Genomic DNA, 15,259 nt, shown 5'->3' with positions numbered 1-15,259 from the left:
AGATACGCCCACAAGGGCTTCGGCCCTCAGGGTTGTTGAGTCCTAGTCGACGGTTTCGAACAGCGGTACGTCGTCGTCCTCGAGGTCGATCACGACGCGGTCGAGCTGGCCCTGGTAGGGAAAGGTGTCGTCGTACTCGGACGAGACCGGGGACGCGCCGTCCTGGCCGACGTCCAAGCCCTCCCAGCCGTGGAAGTGCGGTAGTACGGCGTCGAGCTTGCCGGAAGCGACCTCCTTCGCACCGACCAGTAGTCGCACGGATGCGGTGCGGTCTCCGGTCTGCTCGACGCTGACCGCGAGTTCCGTCGTCCCCACGGGAATGGGGGATTGGGAGCGTACGACGGTGTGTTGACCAAGGTAGTTGTGGTCGAACGTCAGACAACTGTCCTTGACGAACAAGGAGAACCCGGTGGCTACGCCGCCCAGAGCGACCAGCACTCCGTCACCGTCCGACGCGGCGCGCTCGACAAAGGCCGTGATGCGGTGCGAGCGATTCATCGTCGGCGGGCACGCAGCTGCGGGCAGGTGCGGCATCCCACGGTAGTAGACGAACCGGCGGCGGGCGCGAATCGATCCCGGCCTGGCCACCTTGGCCCGTACGGCGAAGCCACGGTCGTCGAGCGGCAGGACGTCGTACTTGCCTGCCTCGGCCCAGAACCGCTGCTGGAGCTCGTTGAGCTTGTCCGGGTAGCGGGCAGCGACGTCGTCGGACTCCGACCAGTCGGTCGCGGTGTCGAACAGCTCCCATCGGTCGTCGGCGTAGTCCGTGCCGCGCTGGTGATAGGCGACGGCTTTCCATCCGTCGTGCCAGATGGCGCGGTGACCGAACATCTCGAAGTACTGCGTGCGATGACGGGTCGGCGCCGCGCCGTCGTTGAAGGTGTAGGTCAGGGGAGTGCCGTGGATGGGGAGCTGCGGCACACCCCGGTAGACCTCCGGCGCCTCCACACGGACGACGTCGAGCACAGTCGGCGTGATGTCGGTGACGTGGTGGAACTGTGAGCGGACCACGCCGGGGTCGGCGATCGCGTCGGGATACCTCACGATCAGCGGTACCCGTACGCCGCCCTCGTGGGTGTTCTGCTTGTAGCGCCGGAACGGCGTATTACCTGCCTGCGCCCAGCCCCAGGGGTAGTTCGAGTGACCGCGTGGTCCGCCGATCTCGTCGAGGTGCTCCAGGTTCCAGGCGAAGTCCGGTTCGATGCCGTTCTGAAAGGCTGCCGGGTTGAGCGAGCCGCGCCGGCCACCTTCCTGACTTGCACCGTTGTCAGACAAGAGCACAAGCATGGTGTTGTCGAGCCGATCCAAAGCCGCCAAGGCGTCGACGAACCGGCGCAGCTCGGCATCGGTGTGGTCGAGCATCGCGGCGTACGCCTCTTGCAGGCGAGCGAACAGCCGCTGCTCGTCGGCGGTGAGATTCGCCCATGGGTCCACCCCGTCGTTGCGAGGTGGCAGCCGGGTGTCGGGCGGAATGACGCCGAGTTCCTTCTGCCGCGCGAACCGTACCTCCCGGACGACGTCCCAGCCCTCGTCATAGCGACCGCGGTACTTGTCGAGGAATTCCTGTGGAGCCTGATGGGGTGCGTGCGCGGCGGCGAACGCGAGATGGAGGAAGAACGGCTTGTCCGGCGTGACCGAGGTCTGGGCCCGGACGAAGGAGATCGCCTGGTCGACCAGGTCGGTGGTCAGGTGATAGCCGTCCTCCGGCCGCCCAGGAGCCTCGATCGCGTGGTTGTCCGAGTAGAGCTCGGGATAGAAGCAATCGGTCTCGGCCTCGAGGAAGCCGTAGTACCGCTCGAATCCCCGCCCGAGCGGCCACTGATCGTACGGACCGGACGCGGTGGTGTGCTCAGTCGGAGCCAGGTGCCACTTGCCGACGCACATCGTGTTGTAGCCGGCGTCGACCAGCATCTCGGCCAAGGTCGCTGCGGCCTTCGTGACGTGGCCGCGGCCGTTCGGGTAGCCGGTGTCCAGGTTGGACAGCAGGCGCATGCCGACCGAGTGGTGGTTCCGCCCGGTCAGCAGAGACGCCCGGGTCGGCGAGCACAACGGTGTCGCATGGAAGTTGATGTAGCGCAGCCCGTCGGCGGCGAGACCGTCGATCGTCGGGGTGTCGATCTCCGAGCCGAAGCAGCCGAGATCGGCGAACCCGACGTCATCGAGAACCACGTAGACGACGTTCGGCGCCGAGGCTCCTGGTGTCCGGACAGGCGACCAGTGCGGCACGGAATCCAGATGTGTCAGGCCGATACGACCCTGGAACGCCTGGCTCTCACTCATGATCCTCCAGCCTGATCGCGCACTGGTCCGACCAGTACACTTAGCAGCGACAGCTGCCAGGATTTCTCCGCCACATCCCGCTGTCAAGTGATTGCTACGACAGGCTCGCCAACGCGCACAGGCGGCTACTGGCGTGCCCGCTTGCGGCCCGGGCGGGGCGGGAGGCGGTGCGCCTGGAGTGCGTCGGCGGTCCGTTCGAGTACGTCGACGATGCCGGGATGCGTGAGTTGCGCGATCCGGGCGTAGATGACGTCGACGAGCAGGAACTGGGCATGACGGTCCGCCATGGACTGCGCCGGCGTGTACCAGCAGCAGACCGACTGGACCTACTACGCCAAGAACGAAGTGGTCACCCCGGCCGACGCCGTCGCCCGTGCCGCAGCGCTACGTGCCGAAGGCACCGACTTCCGCGACACGCTAGTTTGCTGACGGCAACTGCAGTGCCCCGCCGACGACCTGAGCGGTAGGACCCCGGCCTCTGTAGTTGAGCGGTGCCCGGCTGGATCATCCAGCCGGGCACGTCAGTGCTGACCCCTTCGAGGCCTGGTCGCTGATGGACGCCACGCGCGAGGATGTGTGTGAGGAGGTGGCTGGGGTGCCGATTCGGGAGAGGTTGGTGCTGCCCGAGGGGTATGGGCGCACGAGCAAGACGATGAGCTGGGAGAGTGTGCGGGCTCAGTTGGTGGATGCCAAGCAGTACTGGCTCGCGACGAACAGGGTGAGTGGTAGTCCGCACCTGGTGCCTGTCGACGGGTTGTGGGTTGATGACCTGCTGTACTACGGCGGCAGCCCGGAGACCGTTCACGTGCGGGCGGTGCAGGCGAATCCGAACGTGACGATTCATCTTCCCGATCCGTGGAAGGTCGTGGTGGTCGAGGGCGAGGTGCGGGTGTCTACCTCCTCGCCGGAGTTGGCGCAGCGGCTCGCTGATCTGGCGAACGAGAAGTACGCCGAGTACGGGATGCAGCACGACGCGAGCGCCTACGCCGAGCCGACGGTCGTACATCCGCGACGGGTGATTGCCTGGTCGGCATTCCCGAAGGACGCGACCAGGTTCACCTTTACCGGTTGAGTTCGACGAGGTCAGTGACTGGCTCAGGGCGGCGTACGTCGTGGGTGGGGAGGAGGCGAGCCAGCCAGGCGGGGAGCCACCAGTTGGCGGGGCCCAGCAGTTTCATCACGGCCGGCACCAGGACCAGGCGGATGATGGTGGCATCGACGAAGACGGCGGTGGCCAGGCCGAGTCCGAACATCTTCGTACTCGGATCGTCGTTCAGGACGAAGCTCAGGAACACCGAGATCATGATCAGCGCGGCGGACGTGATCACCCTTCCGGTGGAGGCGATACCGCGGACGACCGATGCGTCGTTGTCGCCGGTCTTGAGGTATTCCTCCCGGATGCGGGAGAGCAGGAACACCTCGTAGTCCATCGACAGGCCGAACAGGATCGCGAACATGAACATCGGGATGAACGGGATGATCGGCACCGTCGTTTCGAGTCCGATCAGGTCGGCGCCCCAACCCCACTGGAACACCATCACCATCACCCCGAACGACGCACCGATGCTCAGCAGGTTCATCAACGCTGCCTTGAGGGGTACGACGACCGACCGGAAGACGACGGTCAGGAGCAGGACCGACAACAGGATCACCGCGCCGATGAACAGTGGAAGGCGTTCCCTGACCCGGTCACCGACGTCGGCCAGGCTCGCCGTCTGACCTCCGACGTGAGCCTTGGCCGGGCTCTCGCCGATCACCGCCGGAAAGACGTCCGCGCGGAGACGCTTGATCGTGTCCACCGTGGCGTCGTCCTGAGGCCCGGTGGTCGGGAACGCGACCAGCGTCGCGACCCCTGCCGCGGCATTCACCTGGGGCGGCGTGACGTCCGCGATCCCTTCGTCCGCACGGACAGCCTCGAGGAGCGGCGGTACGACGGTCGCGTCCTTCGAGATGTCGACGGCGATGACCAACGGCCCGTTGATCCCAGGTCCGAAGCCGGCGGCAACCAGGTCGTAGGCCTGGCGCTGCGTCCGGTTCTCGGGGAGGGAACCGTCGTCAGGTGTGCCGACCCTCAGCGCCAGCACTGGCGCGGCAAGAGCCAGCAGCAGCACGGTTGCACCGATGACATACGCGGTTGCATGTCTGGCAACGTGCATTGCCCATCGTTGCCAGCCGGCACCGGGGGAGGCTGCCACCTTCCGGACTGCGAGCCGGTTGATCCAGTGCCCGGCAAGGCCGAGGAAGGCCGGTAGCAAGGTGATCGAGACGACCACCATGGTCAGCACGATGAGCGCGATGGCAACCCCAGCGGCAGTCACGAACGGAACGCCGGCCACAGCCAGCCCGAGGATCGCGATGACGACAGTGCCACCAGCGAAGATGACAGACTGACCCGCAGTGGCGACAGCGCGTCCGGCCGACTCCTCGACAGTCAGCCCTTGCGCGAGGTGTTCGCGGTGCCGGGTGACGAGGATCAGCGCGTAGTCGATCCCCACCCCGAGGCCGACCATACTGCCGAGCACAGGTGCGAAGCTCGGAATGTCGATCAGGAAGGCGACGAGGGACATCGAGCTGATGCCGAGGGCGAGACCGAACAGCGCCATGCCGATCGGCAACCCCATCGCGATGATCGATCCGAACGCCAGCAGCAGTACGAGAATCGCAGCGAACAGGCCGATCGCCTCGCCGAGTCCGCTCTCGGGTTCCTCGAACGCGAAGAACAGGTCACCGCCCAGCTCGATCCGGACCGGAAGATCCTGACCGGCGCCGGCCGCGAAGGCTTTGAGGTTCGCGAGGTCTTCCTTGGCCAGCTCCTCGAGCACCGGATACTGCAGCCGGATGATCGCGACCCGGCCGTCCGGCGAAAGGACGCCGGGAGTCGCGGTCGGCGTACCCGCGGGATCACTGGTCCCCAGCACGTGCGGCAACTCGGCCGCCGCCGACTGGACCTGGGACAAAGCCGCCCGCGCCGCAGCTGAGTTGAAGAACGTCACACCATCGTCGCGAGGTGTCACGACAACCTGTGCGGTGAGACCTGCCTGATCCGACCCGGCGGCCGCCAACAGATCGGTCGCGCGCTGGGAATCGACTCCTGGTGCTCCGAAGGAGTCCTCGAGCTTTTGACCGAACGTGCTGGACGCCGCGACCACGAGCACGGACACGACCAGCCATGCCCCGATGACAGCCCATGGTCGACGTGCGGCGAACCGGCCCAACCGGTACAGCGAATTCGACATCATCCTTGATCCCCTCCAGCGACAGATGTGGTCACATCGTGTCGACGGCGCCGCCGGAGGCGCCTCGGGCGAAGAGCCGGACTTTCCTCGGCCGACCGGCCGATCCGCGCGCCGTACTTTGGGCTGATCCGCAGTCCGCCCGGAGTATCTACGCTGAGGTCATGCTGACCAACGCCGTCCGCGCGCTCTGGGCCGAATCGCGAGCGCCCAAGCCGCCCGCGCGGGTGTGGCGGGACTGGGTGCTCGTCGCGGTGCTGGTGCCGACTGCGATTCTCGAAGGCATCTTGCGCGATCCGCTCACCTGGCGACCTGTCGCTCTCGTGCTCGGGGTGGGAGTCGTCTGCGCGCTGCTGTGGCGTCGTACCCACCCGCTCGCGGTGGTGGCCGGCACCTTCGGTGCACTGATCGTCCTCGATATCGCCAGCCTGCTCACGACCGCTGGGCCTGTTGGGCTCTACACGATGATCTGCGTGGTGATGCTGCCGTACTCGCTCGTGCGCTGGGGATCCGGGCGCGAGATCGTGATCGGGATGGTGGTCATCCTGGTCGCTTTGGCCATGGGGCTGGCCGTCGACAACACCGGGGTAGTCGACTCGGTGTTCGGCAGCATGTTCCTGCTGTTCCCGGCGACGCTCGGCGCCGCGGTGCGGTACTGGGCGACGTCCCGGATGCGCGAGCTGGACCAGGTACGGCTTCGGGAGCGCGAGCAGTTGGCCCGCGAACTGCACGACACGGTCGCCCATCACGTCTCGGCCATCGCCATCCGGGCGCAGGCAGGGCAGGTTGTCGCGGCGACCGACCCCACGGCCGCGCTGGACGCGCTCGCCGTGATCGAGCAGGAGGCTTCGCGTACGCTCGCCGAGATGCGCATCATGGTCGGCGGTCTGCGCGACAACGGCTCGGCCGTCCTGGCTCCGCAGCCCGGAGTGGCCGACCTCGAGCGGCTCGCCCGCAGCGTCGGCGACCGCCCGCGGGTCGAGCTCACGCTGTCCGGCGACCTCGAGAACCTCGGATCACCCATCGGTACGGCGATCTATCGGATCGCGCAGGAGTCGATCACGAACGCCGTACGGCATGCCCGGCGCGCCACCCGGATCGACGTCCACGTCGACGGCGATCCGGACCGGGTCCGGCTGACCGTCTCCGACAACGGCGATGGCGGCTCGACCCCACGGAACCCGTTGGGCTACGGCCTGATCGGGATGACCGAACGCGCGATGCTCCTCGGCGGCTTCCTGGAGGCGGGTCCCGGGCCGGACCGCGGCTGGACGGTCGAGGCGACGCTGCCCAGGGCGGCCCGATGACAATTCGAGTGCTGGTCGCCGACGACCAGGATCTGATCCGGACCGGGCTCGCGATGATCCTTGACGCCCAGCCTGATATCGAGGTTGTCGGTACGGCGGCGGACGGTCACGAGGCGGTGGCACTCGCCCGGCAGCTGCGACCCGACGTGTGCCTGTTCGACATCCGCATGCCCGGTATGGACGGGATTGCGGCGACCCGCGAGCTGGCTGGTCCCGGTGTCGACGACCCGCTCGCGATCGTCGTGATCACCACCTTCGACCTCGACGAGTACGTGCACGGCGCACTCAAAGCGGGTGCGCGCGGATTCCTGCTCAAGGATTCCGGACCCGCGCTCCTCATTCAGGCGATCCACGCGGCCGCCGACGGCGACGCCCTGATCGCCCCGAGCATCACCGCCCGGCTGCTCGCCGCGTTCTCCGACGTACAGCGTGGGCGCCCGCCGGCTCAACCCGTTGAACCGCTCACCGACCGGGAAGAGCAGGTCCTGGTCACCGTTGCCCAGGGCCGGACGAACGCCGAGATCGCCGGCGACCTCCACGTTAGCCTCAGCACCGTCAAGACCCATCTCGCCAGCATCATGACGAAACTCGGCGCCCGGAACCGGGTCGAGATCGTCATGTGGGCCTACGAAACAGGCCGCGTCAACCGCTGACTCGGGCCTCCGCCCAGATGGAGTTCAGGTGGTGGAGGGAGAGCGAGGTCAGCTTCAGCGGGCAGTCGGTGGTCAGGCGAAGGCCGTTGCCGGACTCGATGTTGAGGCATTCGTAGAAGGCACCGTCCGCGGCGAAGATTGCCAACTGGCCTCGGTCGACCAGGAGGCGGAGGGTGAGGGTGCCGTTGGGGGAGGGGCGGAGCGGGTGCCCGTTCAGTTCTTCGGCGGCGATGTTGTAGGTGACGTCGACGCCGCGGCGGAGGTGGAAGGTGAAGGAGCCTTCGGCTGTGTCGGTGAGGTCGAAGGTGGCTTCCAGGTCGAAGGATTCGGCGGCTTCGTCGGACTCGTCGAACTCATCGGCGAGCAGGGTGGTGTCCGGCGAAAGTTGCGTGGGGCCCCAGTTTCTTGTCGCTCGGCGGAGTGAACGGATCTCGTCAATTGGTTCGCTGTGGATGCGGGGCCCGTCGGGGATGGAGACGAGGCGTTGTTCGACTGGGAAGCTGGCGTTGCCGGTCCAGGTCGAGCCGCGGTTCTGGCCCTGCCAGGCCATGGTGACGACCCGGCCGTCCGGCATGTTGTCGAAGGATTGGGCTGCGTAATAAGGGCCGGCCGCCGGTCCGGGGTTGACTGTGATCGTCTGCGGCGCCGTCCAGGACGTCGTGAACTCGCGGCCGTCGAAGTCGCCGACGACGTACGATCCGCGGCCGTCCCGCAGTACGTAGGTGATCTCGCCGTCCAGTTCCATCGGCGTGAAGTCGGGGCACTCGAAGAACCAGTCGGCTACGTACCGGCTGGTCCGTTCCCAGTCGCGCAGGTTCGGCGACACGAAGAAGTCCACGCCGTTGCCGTTGTTGTCGGACCAGACGACCATCACCCAGCGCTCGGTCGGCTGGTGCCAGATGACCTTCGGATCCCGGCTCTCATGGCCACTCGGTTGCGCCACGACGCGACCTCCGTCGTACGGCGTGAAGGTCATGCCGCCGTCGAGGCTGTAGAACACTCGCACGCCCTGGGTGCCGGTGAAGACCAGGATCGGATCGTGGTCCCCGTCCTTGAGCCCGGACGTGTTCCGTACGTCGACCACACCGCCGCCGGACCACAGTTCGCCGGGATGGACGGTGGGATCGAGAGCGTTGGGCTGCTGCTGCCAGTGGACCAGATCGGTGCTGGTGGCGTGGCCCCAGTGCATGGTGTCCCAGACCAGGCTGTACGGGTTGTGCTGGAAGTAGAAGTGGTAGGTGCCGCGGTAGTGGAGCAGCCCGTTGGGGTCGTTCATCCAGCCGCGTCGAGGGCTGAAGTGGAGCTGACCGCGGTTGGTCTCCTGATAGTCGGTCACGGAAGCCTTTCTAGCGCGGACGGCGGTACTCGCGCGGCGGCAATGGCGGCAGGTCGTTCGCGCCACCGGGCACCTGGTACCAGTACGCGACGCTCGTGATGTCGTCGGATCGTTCGAAGTGCCCGTGGTCCCAGGCGCCGATCTGCTGCAGGGTGATCCGCAGTCGCTGATGGAAGATCACCGGATCCGGCAGATGCCAGCGATACATGCCGTGGGACTGGAGCGTGCTGGTCGCGAACGGCGAGGCGCCGGTGGTGTCCTCGGCCGAGTAGAACGGATACCCGCAGTACGGCGCACTGAAGGTCAGCGGCACCGGCGGCGGATCGTTGCGGAGCGCGTCCTGGAAGGCCCAGGCACCACCGGCGTAGTCCTCGAGGCCGGTGCTGCACTGGGTCGGGTAGGCATCGTCGTCGTCGAGGTAGAACTTCACCTCGCCCTCGCCCCACCAGTACCGTTCCAGCGCGGTCAGCCCGATGTACGTGCCGACATAGTTGCCGCTGCCAACGACTCCGTCGAGGATGACGTGGTCCTCGCCCGGCGCGGTGGAGGCGTTGCTCCGTCGCCAGTGCACGTGGAAGCGCGCGGTGTCCGCGTCCAGTACGTCGTCCACCGTGTAGTCGATCTGGTAGTAGATCCCGCCGACGGTGCCGGGATGCTCGCTGGTCAGCTCGATCCGGGCGTGACTGCGGAACGGCATCGGGAAGTAGCTGTTCATCCCACCAGTCGGCGCGACCACGATCGGCACCGAGGTGACGAGCGTGCGTTGACCGAATCCGTTGCAGAAGAAGTCACCGAGCGGTACGGCGACCGCCGGCTCGTCCTCGCCGTCCCACCAGATCCGCAGAACGAGGTCCCGCAGTACCCACGGACCGGCCGAGGTCTTGGCGGGGACGGTCATCCAGATGTGGCGGATGACGCCGGGGCCGTCGATGTCGGCCAGCGTGGCGGTCTGGCCTGAGTCGAGGGAGATGGCCGGACGGCCTTTGCGAGAGGGGCCGAGTGCTGAGGCCGCCGTCGCTGCCTGGCCCGGTGCACCGGTTGGGTTCTCTGCGTTGATGGATCGGCTCCGGCGCCGGCCGGGCGATCGGGTCAGCGCTGTCCAATCTGTCATGAGCACCTCGCTTGATCGATCCGACTGTCTGCGCTGGACGCCCTCTCGACCGGTTAGGTCTGTCGCAGTACCTAACAGGTGTTAGGTCGGCAGTGTCAAGGCTGGTTCCGCGATCAGAACGCCCGTTCCCGTGGGTCAGGCCGGGGAGGTGACGGTGCCGCGGATCACCGGCAGGCAGGGGAGTCTTTGGGTGCCGCCTTCGCCGTGGTCTTCGCCGGCGATGCGGGCCAGGAGTTCGGCGGTGGCGCGTTGGCCCATCTCGCGGTGCGGCAGGGCGATCGTGGTCAGGCCAGGCGGTACTTCGGCGGCGAGGAACTGCTCGTCGTCGTACCCGACCACCGACAGGTCGCGCGGGACGGAGAGCCCGAGTGACGCCGCGGCCAGCACCACGCCGGTCGCACCACGGTCGTTCGCGGCCAGGATCGCGGTCGGCCGATCAGGGCGGCGCAGGAGTTCGAGCGCGGCCGCGTGGTTGGAGCTGACGCTGTAGCGGGCCGCGATGATGCTGTCCTCGATCGGCAGTCCGGCGTCGTTCATCGCGGCGGTGAATCCGCGGATCCGTGCCTGCGTGGCCGGCGAGTCCGAGTTGCCGGTGATGAAGGCGATCCGGCGGTGGCCTGCCTCGAGCACGAGTTCGGCGGCGGACCGACCGCCGCCCTCGTCGTCGGGGATGAAGGCCGGCAGGGAGTTGTCCGCGACGTACGCGTTGGCCATGACCAAGGGCAGGCCGGGCGGCGCGTCCAGCCGGTCGAGCTGTCGCAGGCCGGCGTCCGCGTAGATCAGTCCGTCGACATCGCGGGCTCGCAGCGTCGTCATCGCGCCGTCGACGTACGCCGGATGCTGCCAGGTGTCGATCGTCAGGATCATGTAGCCGGCCTCGAGCGCAACGTCACTCGCTCCCGACAGGAGTGGACCGGCGAACGGTGCACTCGCGATCGCGTCGGTGACGAGGCCGATGGTCGCGGTCCGCTGCCGGCGGAGGTTCACCGCGGATGCGTTGGGCACGTATCCCATCTCGCGGGCGATCGCGCGGATCCGCTCCTGCTTCTCCGCGTCGACCATGCCGGCGCCACGGCCGTTGAGAACGAGCGAGACCGCCGACCGCGACACCCCGGACGCTTTCGCAATATCCGTCGACGTCACCCGCCGCTTGCCCATCATCCCGTCCTAGCTCGACCCCCACCCGCCCCGCTCAGCATCTCACGCCCACGCGGGGCCGGCGGCAAGCGGTTAGCCGCCGCCGGCCCCACCGCGGTCAGGCTTCGGCGGCCTGCCAGTTGCTGCACTTGGTGATGACGAAACCGTCCCGGTAGCACATCCGGATCTGGATGTTCTGGCCCTCGGTCTTGTCCCAGATCTTGCTGTCACAGTTGCCCGCGCCCGCTACGTGCAGGACGCGGCCGGGGGTGGTGCCACCGGCCAGGCGATAGTTGGCTTCGATCGAGAGGCCGTCCGCCTTGGCGTCGCAGACGACGACCTTGTCGCCGTCGTGGTACCAGGCAACCGATCCCCTCTCGGTGACCACGGACTCGTTCGATCCGGCCGCCGCGGTCGGTGCTCCGACGACGGCGCCGGCACCCACCAGTAGCAGGCCGGCGAACAGGAAACGTGCGGTACGTGCACGGAATCGCATGCTGCTCCTTTCTGGTTGAGTCGGCCAACTTACGAGGCTCGTGCAGCATGTGAGTCCGTCTGACGTTGACACTTGCCTGTCCGACTTGAGGTGGATTCGCGATGAGATGGCGGCGGGGAGCATCGCGGTATGACAACGATGAGTCGCCGTACGGCCCTTGGTCTGCTTGCCTCCGGGGTTGCGGTGTCAGCAGTCCCGTGGACGGCGGAGGCTGCCGAGGCCGGCTACCGCTTGGAGTTGCCGCGGCCGACCGGTCCGTACCCGATCGGGACGGTCGACGTACGCCTTGTCGACAATCGCCGCGTGGATCCGTGGGGGAGCGGCCGGGTTCGCGAGTTGATGATCAGCCTGTGGTACCCGGCGCTCCCCGTCGGACCCCAGGCCTTCTACGCACCGCCGAAAGCGGCTGTCCAGCTGGCGGATGAGGTTGCCGTGACCCTGGGGCTCCGCCCAGGGCAGGTCGACTACGCCCGTACGGCGACGCACGCACGCCGGAACGCCCCGGCGCTGGGACGACGGCGTCCGGTGGTCCTGTACTCACCGGGGCTCGGTACGTCGCGGATCCTCGGGACCAATCACGTCGAGGAGCTGGCCAGCCGCGGGTACATCGTGGTGACCATCGACCACACGGGTGAGGCGCCGGTCGAGTTCCCGGACGGATCCGTGGCGCCCGTTCTCCTCCCGACGGATGGCACCGGTGTCCGGACCGCGATCGACGCCCGGGTGGCGGACACCCGGTTCGTGCTGGACACGTTGGATGACTTTGCCGACGGCAACAATGGGGATCGGCTCCCGGTCGGGCTGGCCGACGCGCTCGATCTGCGTCGTACCGGGATGTTCGGCTACAGCGCGGGCGGATTCACCGCGGCGGAGACGATGCTCATCGACCGACGGATCACGGCGGGCGTCAGCCTTGACGGCACGCTGCAGTACGGCTTCCCAAAGGGCGAACTGAGCGAATCGGCCAAGCGCGGCCTGGATCGCCCGTTCCTGTTGTTCGGTTCCGAGGGCCACTCGCATCTGCCCGGTGGACCACTCGAGGATCCTTCCTGGATGAGCTTCTGGGCCACCCAGCGCGGCTGGAAACTCGACCTCAGCATCCCGACCGGCACACACGGCGCCTTCGCGGACTACCAGTTCTCGGTCCCGGCCATCGCCGCCAGGTACGACCTGCCGAAGGAGGTCGTGACCGGATTCCTGGGCACCGTCGACCCGGCCGGCAGCGTCCGAGCCCAACGCGCGTACCTGGCGGCGTTCTTCAATCACTTCCTCCGCGGCCTACCCCACCCGATCCTGAACCACCCCTCACCCAAACACCCCGAGGTGGTCTTCACCCGCTGAATACCCCACCCGCTGCACCACTCGTGCGCGGCGGACTGCTCGGTCAGGAGTCGCCGCCGCCGTCGCGCCGCCGTGCCATCGATGCGTACGACGCGGCGCTTGGCCGAATGGTGAGTGCGGGGAAGCTGACGGAGACCGATCGGGTCTCGCTCGGGCATTTGGGTGTGCTCGGGTCACGGGACACGTCCCGGCCGGTTGCCGAGCTGTCCATCGGGCAGCAGCGGCGCCTCGACCTGGCGATCCTGCTGGCTGCGCGGCCTCACGTCGTACTGCTGGATGAACCGACCAACCACTTGTCGATCACGTTGGTCGACGAGTTGAGCGAGGCGCTGCAGACAACTCCAGCGGCCGTGGTGATTGCCTCGCACGACCGGCAACTCCTCCGGATTCAGCTGATTGGCCACGGCTCAGCCTTGGGCGGGAGTTGCGTCCCTCCCGTGGGGGAATCCGGGGGAGTGGAGCGGTCTGAATACTCGGGACGGTGACGATCCAGAGTGTGGAGCCGACTACCGCCGCCGGGTCAGCTGAGGTCGAGGCGCATCAGGATGCGAGGGTGGCCGGCTAGGACCGAGGTGGTGTCGGCGGCCTTGGTGAAGCCTGCGCGTTCGAAGTTCCTGCGCAGGCCGGGGTATGCCATCGTCAGGTCGACCTTGGCGTCACCGTTGTCGAGGGGGTACGCCTCGATTGCCGGTGCGCCGTGGTCGCGGGCGAACTCGACGGCGCCGGAGATGAGCGCGTGTGAGATCCCCTGCTTCCGGTGACCGGGACGGACGCGGACGCACCACAGCGACCAGACCGGCAGATCGTCGACGTGCGGGATCTTGCGGTTGCGGGCGAACGAGGTCTCCGAGCGCGGTGCGACCGCGGCCCAGCCGACCGGTTCGTCACCGTCGTACGCGAGCACGCCGGGAGAGAGTTCCGCCTTGCACAGTTCGGCGACGTACTCACCGCGGGCCGGACCGTGGAGCTCGTTGTTGAGCTTGGACGGGATCCGGTAGCTCAGGCACCAGCAGACGTTCGAGTTGGGTGACTTCGGGCCGAGCACGGCGCGAACATCCTCGAAGACTGAAGCCGGACGAACCTCGATGGCCATACCACCACCATGTCAGAGATGACGGCGGAGTCCGCCCGGGGACTCGCTGGTCGGCCAGCCGTTGCGGGCCAGCGCGTTGAGTACGTCGTCGCGCCGCGGCCTCAATGGCAGCCAGAGCAGGGCCTTGCCATTGGGGTCGCGGAGCCGGGCCCAACGGGATCCCACGGTCGCGGTGGCGACGGCGGTGCGTTGGACCACTTGTGATGTCTGCGTGCCGTGGGCCAGCGTCACCCGTTGCGGCGTGATCGTGATGGCCAGCGAATCCAGCCGTACTGACACAATCGCCACCGCGGCGATGGCGAGGCCGAGAGCGACCGCAACGCTGATCAAGCTGATGACAGTCACGGTCGGCGAGACGCCTGCAAAGCCCATCGCCACCGCCCCCACGGCGACACAGATGGCGAGTGCGATCACCAGACCCGGCGAGAGCTTTGCCATCAATTGGGGCAGCTGGCTGGACCCGTCGCGGAGCTGGATGCGCGTCTCGTCGGGCGCAAGCGGTACGGCGTCCGCGGCCGGAGTCGACCCGGCCTGAGTCGACCCGGCCTGAGTCGACCCGATCGGAGTCGTACTGCCGGGCGGGGTCCACGGCCAACCGTTCGCCCGCGCCGCCCGGCCTATCTCGTCGACGTCGTACCGGGCGAGCGGGATCGACCCGTTGCCGCTGATCGACAGCTGCGGATGCCCGTCGACGTCGTGAACCTGCAGCACGCTGTCCGGGGCGCGCAGCAGCTCCCAGCTCGCCCCGGTCGACCGGACGGCGACGATCCGATCCGGCCGCACCTCGATCCAGTCCGGCTGCCGCCTCGCCGCACGCCGCGCCACGCCGTACGTGCTCGGCAGCACCAGGACAGCGCCGGCCGCAATGACCAGAGCCACTACCAGGTCGCCATTCATCAGCTCCAGTACGGCAAACACGGCAAGTACAACTGCCAAACCGACTTGGGCACGCGGGCGCGGCGTCACGGTCTTGCGAGCGTGCACGACCGTCGCTTGACCCGTCATAGCAACCTCCGGGAAGTCCTGATTCCGGGAACGCTATCCACTTGCTGGGTCAGCGGGTCATCACGACGCGTGGTGTCCGGAACAGGACAGCGGCACCAGCCTGCACGCGGATGACGGTTGACACTCGGTCGCCGACCGCCTTGGCTAGTGAATCGTCGGCCTACTGGGGGTAGGCCGACGGACCTCGGGGGAGGGCGACATGCCGAATGTCGAGTTGAGGCTGCGCGCGCTGTTGTGGGCGGCTGTGCTCCGTTGCGGAGGGCGGTG

At 67.5% G+C, this 15,259-nt stretch carries 15 protein-coding genes; 6 read left to right on the top strand and 9 right to left on the bottom strand.

Annotated elements, in window-relative coordinates:
• Nucleotides 1-42: 42 nt before the first annotated feature.
• Both EV652_RS13955 and EV652_RS44025 read right to left on the bottom strand, forming a co-directional pair.
• On the bottom strand, nucleotides 43-2,280 hold the full coding sequence (locus EV652_RS13955; RefSeq protein WP_132209510.1) for a sulfatase-like hydrolase/transferase: 2,238 nt from the start codon (nucleotides 2,278-2,280) through the stop codon (nucleotides 43-45).
• A gap of 125 nt (nucleotides 2,281-2,405) precedes the next feature.
• Nucleotides 2,406-2,567 (bottom strand): hypothetical protein, encoded by a 162-nt coding sequence (locus tag EV652_RS44025; RefSeq protein ID WP_158441158.1) that lies wholly within the window; start codon nucleotides 2,565-2,567, stop codon nucleotides 2,406-2,408.
• 13 nt (nucleotides 2,568-2,580) lie between these two features.
• Here EV652_RS44025 and EV652_RS45785 point away from each other — a divergent pair, with 13 nt between their 5' ends.
• Both EV652_RS45785 and EV652_RS13950 read left to right on the top strand, forming a co-directional pair.
• On the top strand, nucleotides 2,581-2,709 hold the full coding sequence (locus EV652_RS45785; protein WP_255512594.1) for a hypothetical protein: 129 nt from the start codon (nucleotides 2,581-2,583) through the stop codon (nucleotides 2,707-2,709).
• Between the two features lie 166 nt (nucleotides 2,710-2,875).
• Nucleotides 2,876-3,352 carry a pyridoxamine 5'-phosphate oxidase family protein gene (locus EV652_RS13950; RefSeq protein WP_158441157.1) on the top strand — a complete coding sequence of 159 codons (477 nt, stop codon included), beginning with the start codon at nucleotides 2,876-2,878 and terminating at the stop codon, nucleotides 3,350-3,352.
• Here the strand turns inward: EV652_RS13950 and EV652_RS13945 are convergent.
• Nucleotides 3,342-5,516 (bottom strand): MMPL family transporter, encoded by a 2,175-nt coding sequence (locus EV652_RS13945; protein WP_132209701.1) that lies wholly within the window; start codon nucleotides 5,514-5,516, stop codon nucleotides 3,342-3,344. The genes EV652_RS13950 and EV652_RS13945 overlap by 11 nt on opposite strands.
• Nucleotides 5,517-5,677: 161 nt before the next feature.
• Here EV652_RS13945 and EV652_RS13940 point away from each other — a divergent pair, with 161 nt between their 5' ends.
• Both EV652_RS13940 and EV652_RS13935 read left to right on the top strand, forming a co-directional pair.
• Nucleotides 5,678-6,820, top strand: a complete 1,143-nt coding sequence (locus tag EV652_RS13940; RefSeq protein WP_132209508.1) for a sensor histidine kinase — start codon at nucleotides 5,678-5,680, stop codon at nucleotides 6,818-6,820.
• Nucleotides 6,817-7,473: a response regulator gene (locus EV652_RS13935; protein WP_132209507.1), complete on the top strand. Its 657-nt coding sequence runs from the start codon at nucleotides 6,817-6,819 to the stop codon at nucleotides 7,471-7,473. The genes EV652_RS13940 and EV652_RS13935 overlap by 4 nt, the downstream gene beginning before the upstream one ends.
• Here the strand turns inward: EV652_RS13935 and EV652_RS13930 are convergent.
• From EV652_RS13930 to EV652_RS13915, 4 genes are all read right to left on the bottom strand, one after another.
• On the bottom strand, nucleotides 7,463-8,809 hold the full coding sequence (locus tag EV652_RS13930; RefSeq protein WP_132209506.1) for a glycoside hydrolase family 32 protein: 1,347 nt from the start codon (nucleotides 8,807-8,809) through the stop codon (nucleotides 7,463-7,465). The two genes, EV652_RS13935 and EV652_RS13930, sit on opposite strands and share 11 nt — an antisense overlap.
• Before the next feature lie 10 nt (nucleotides 8,810-8,819).
• The gene (locus EV652_RS13925; protein WP_132209505.1) at nucleotides 8,820-9,920 is read right to left on the bottom strand and encodes a glycoside hydrolase family 172 protein; all 1,101 of its coding nucleotides are present in this window, start codon (nucleotides 9,918-9,920) and stop codon (nucleotides 8,820-8,822) included.
• 135 nt (nucleotides 9,921-10,055) lie between these two features.
• Nucleotides 10,056-11,078 (bottom strand): LacI family DNA-binding transcriptional regulator, encoded by a 1,023-nt coding sequence (locus EV652_RS13920; RefSeq protein ID WP_199238172.1) that lies wholly within the window; start codon nucleotides 11,076-11,078, stop codon nucleotides 10,056-10,058.
• Nucleotides 11,079-11,175: 97 nt separating this feature from the next.
• Nucleotides 11,176-11,553 (bottom strand): hypothetical protein, encoded by a 378-nt coding sequence (locus EV652_RS13915; protein WP_132209503.1) that lies wholly within the window; start codon nucleotides 11,551-11,553, stop codon nucleotides 11,176-11,178.
• Between the two features lie 129 nt (nucleotides 11,554-11,682).
• Between EV652_RS13915 and EV652_RS13910 the strand changes: the two genes are divergently transcribed.
• On the top strand, nucleotides 11,683-12,894 hold the full coding sequence (locus tag EV652_RS13910; protein ID WP_199238171.1) for an alpha/beta hydrolase family protein: 1,212 nt from the start codon (nucleotides 11,683-11,685) through the stop codon (nucleotides 12,892-12,894).
• 23 nt (nucleotides 12,895-12,917) lie between these two features.
• Nucleotides 12,918-13,379 (top strand): ATP-binding cassette domain-containing protein, encoded by a 462-nt coding sequence (locus tag EV652_RS13905; RefSeq protein ID WP_242001750.1) that lies wholly within the window; start codon nucleotides 12,918-12,920, stop codon nucleotides 13,377-13,379.
• Nucleotides 13,380-13,414: 35 nt separating this feature from the next.
• Here the strand turns inward: EV652_RS13905 and EV652_RS13900 are convergent, their stop codons facing one another.
• Together EV652_RS13900 and EV652_RS13895 are read right to left on the bottom strand one after the other, a co-directional pair.
• Entirely contained in the window at nucleotides 13,415-13,987 is a 573-nt protein-coding gene (locus EV652_RS13900; protein WP_132209502.1) for a GNAT family N-acetyltransferase, read from the bottom strand.
• A gap of 12 nt (nucleotides 13,988-13,999) precedes the next feature.
• Nucleotides 14,000-14,992 carry a YqeB family protein gene (locus tag EV652_RS13895; protein ID WP_132209501.1) on the bottom strand — a complete coding sequence of 331 codons (993 nt, stop codon included), beginning with the start codon at nucleotides 14,990-14,992 and terminating at the stop codon, nucleotides 14,000-14,002.
• Nucleotides 14,993-15,259 lie beyond the last annotated feature (267 nt).

Origin of the sequence: Kribbella steppae (assembly GCF_004342025.1) — a bacterium.
Lineage (GTDB): Bacteria > Actinomycetota > Actinomycetes > Propionibacteriales > Kribbellaceae > Kribbella > Kribbella steppae.
This window is presented reverse-complemented; position numbering and strand designations above follow the sequence as displayed.

Coding starts and splice junctions, on each gene's coding strand:
- EV652_RS44025 (WP_158441158.1), bottom strand. CDS start 2,567: ATGGCGGACCGTCATGCCCAGTTCCTGCTCGTCGACGTCATCTACGCC.
- EV652_RS13915 (WP_132209503.1), bottom strand. CDS start 11,553: ATGCGATTCCGTGCACGTACCGCACGTTTCCTGTTCGCCGGCCTGCTA.
- EV652_RS13920 (WP_199238172.1), bottom strand. CDS start 11,078: ATGGGCAAGCGGCGGGTGACGTCGACGGATATTGCGAAAGCGTCCGGG.
- EV652_RS13940 (WP_132209508.1), top strand. CDS start 5,678: ATGCTGACCAACGCCGTCCGCGCGCTCTGGGCCGAATCGCGAGCGCCC.
- EV652_RS13955 (WP_132209510.1), bottom strand. CDS start 2,280: ATGAGTGAGAGCCAGGCGTTCCAGGGTCGTATCGGCCTGACACATCTG.
- EV652_RS13895 (WP_132209501.1), bottom strand. CDS start 14,992: ATGACGGGTCAAGCGACGGTCGTGCACGCTCGCAAGACCGTGACGCCG.
- EV652_RS13925 (WP_132209505.1), bottom strand. CDS start 9,920: ATGACAGATTGGACAGCGCTGACCCGATCGCCCGGCCGGCGCCGGAGC.
- EV652_RS13935 (WP_132209507.1), top strand. CDS start 6,817: ATGACAATTCGAGTGCTGGTCGCCGACGACCAGGATCTGATCCGGACC.
- EV652_RS13945 (WP_132209701.1), bottom strand. CDS start 5,516: ATGTCGAATTCGCTGTACCGGTTGGGCCGGTTCGCCGCACGTCGACCA.
- EV652_RS13900 (WP_132209502.1), bottom strand. CDS start 13,987: ATGGCCATCGAGGTTCGTCCGGCTTCAGTCTTCGAGGATGTTCGCGCC.
- EV652_RS13910 (WP_199238171.1), top strand. CDS start 11,683: ATGACAACGATGAGTCGCCGTACGGCCCTTGGTCTGCTTGCCTCCGGG.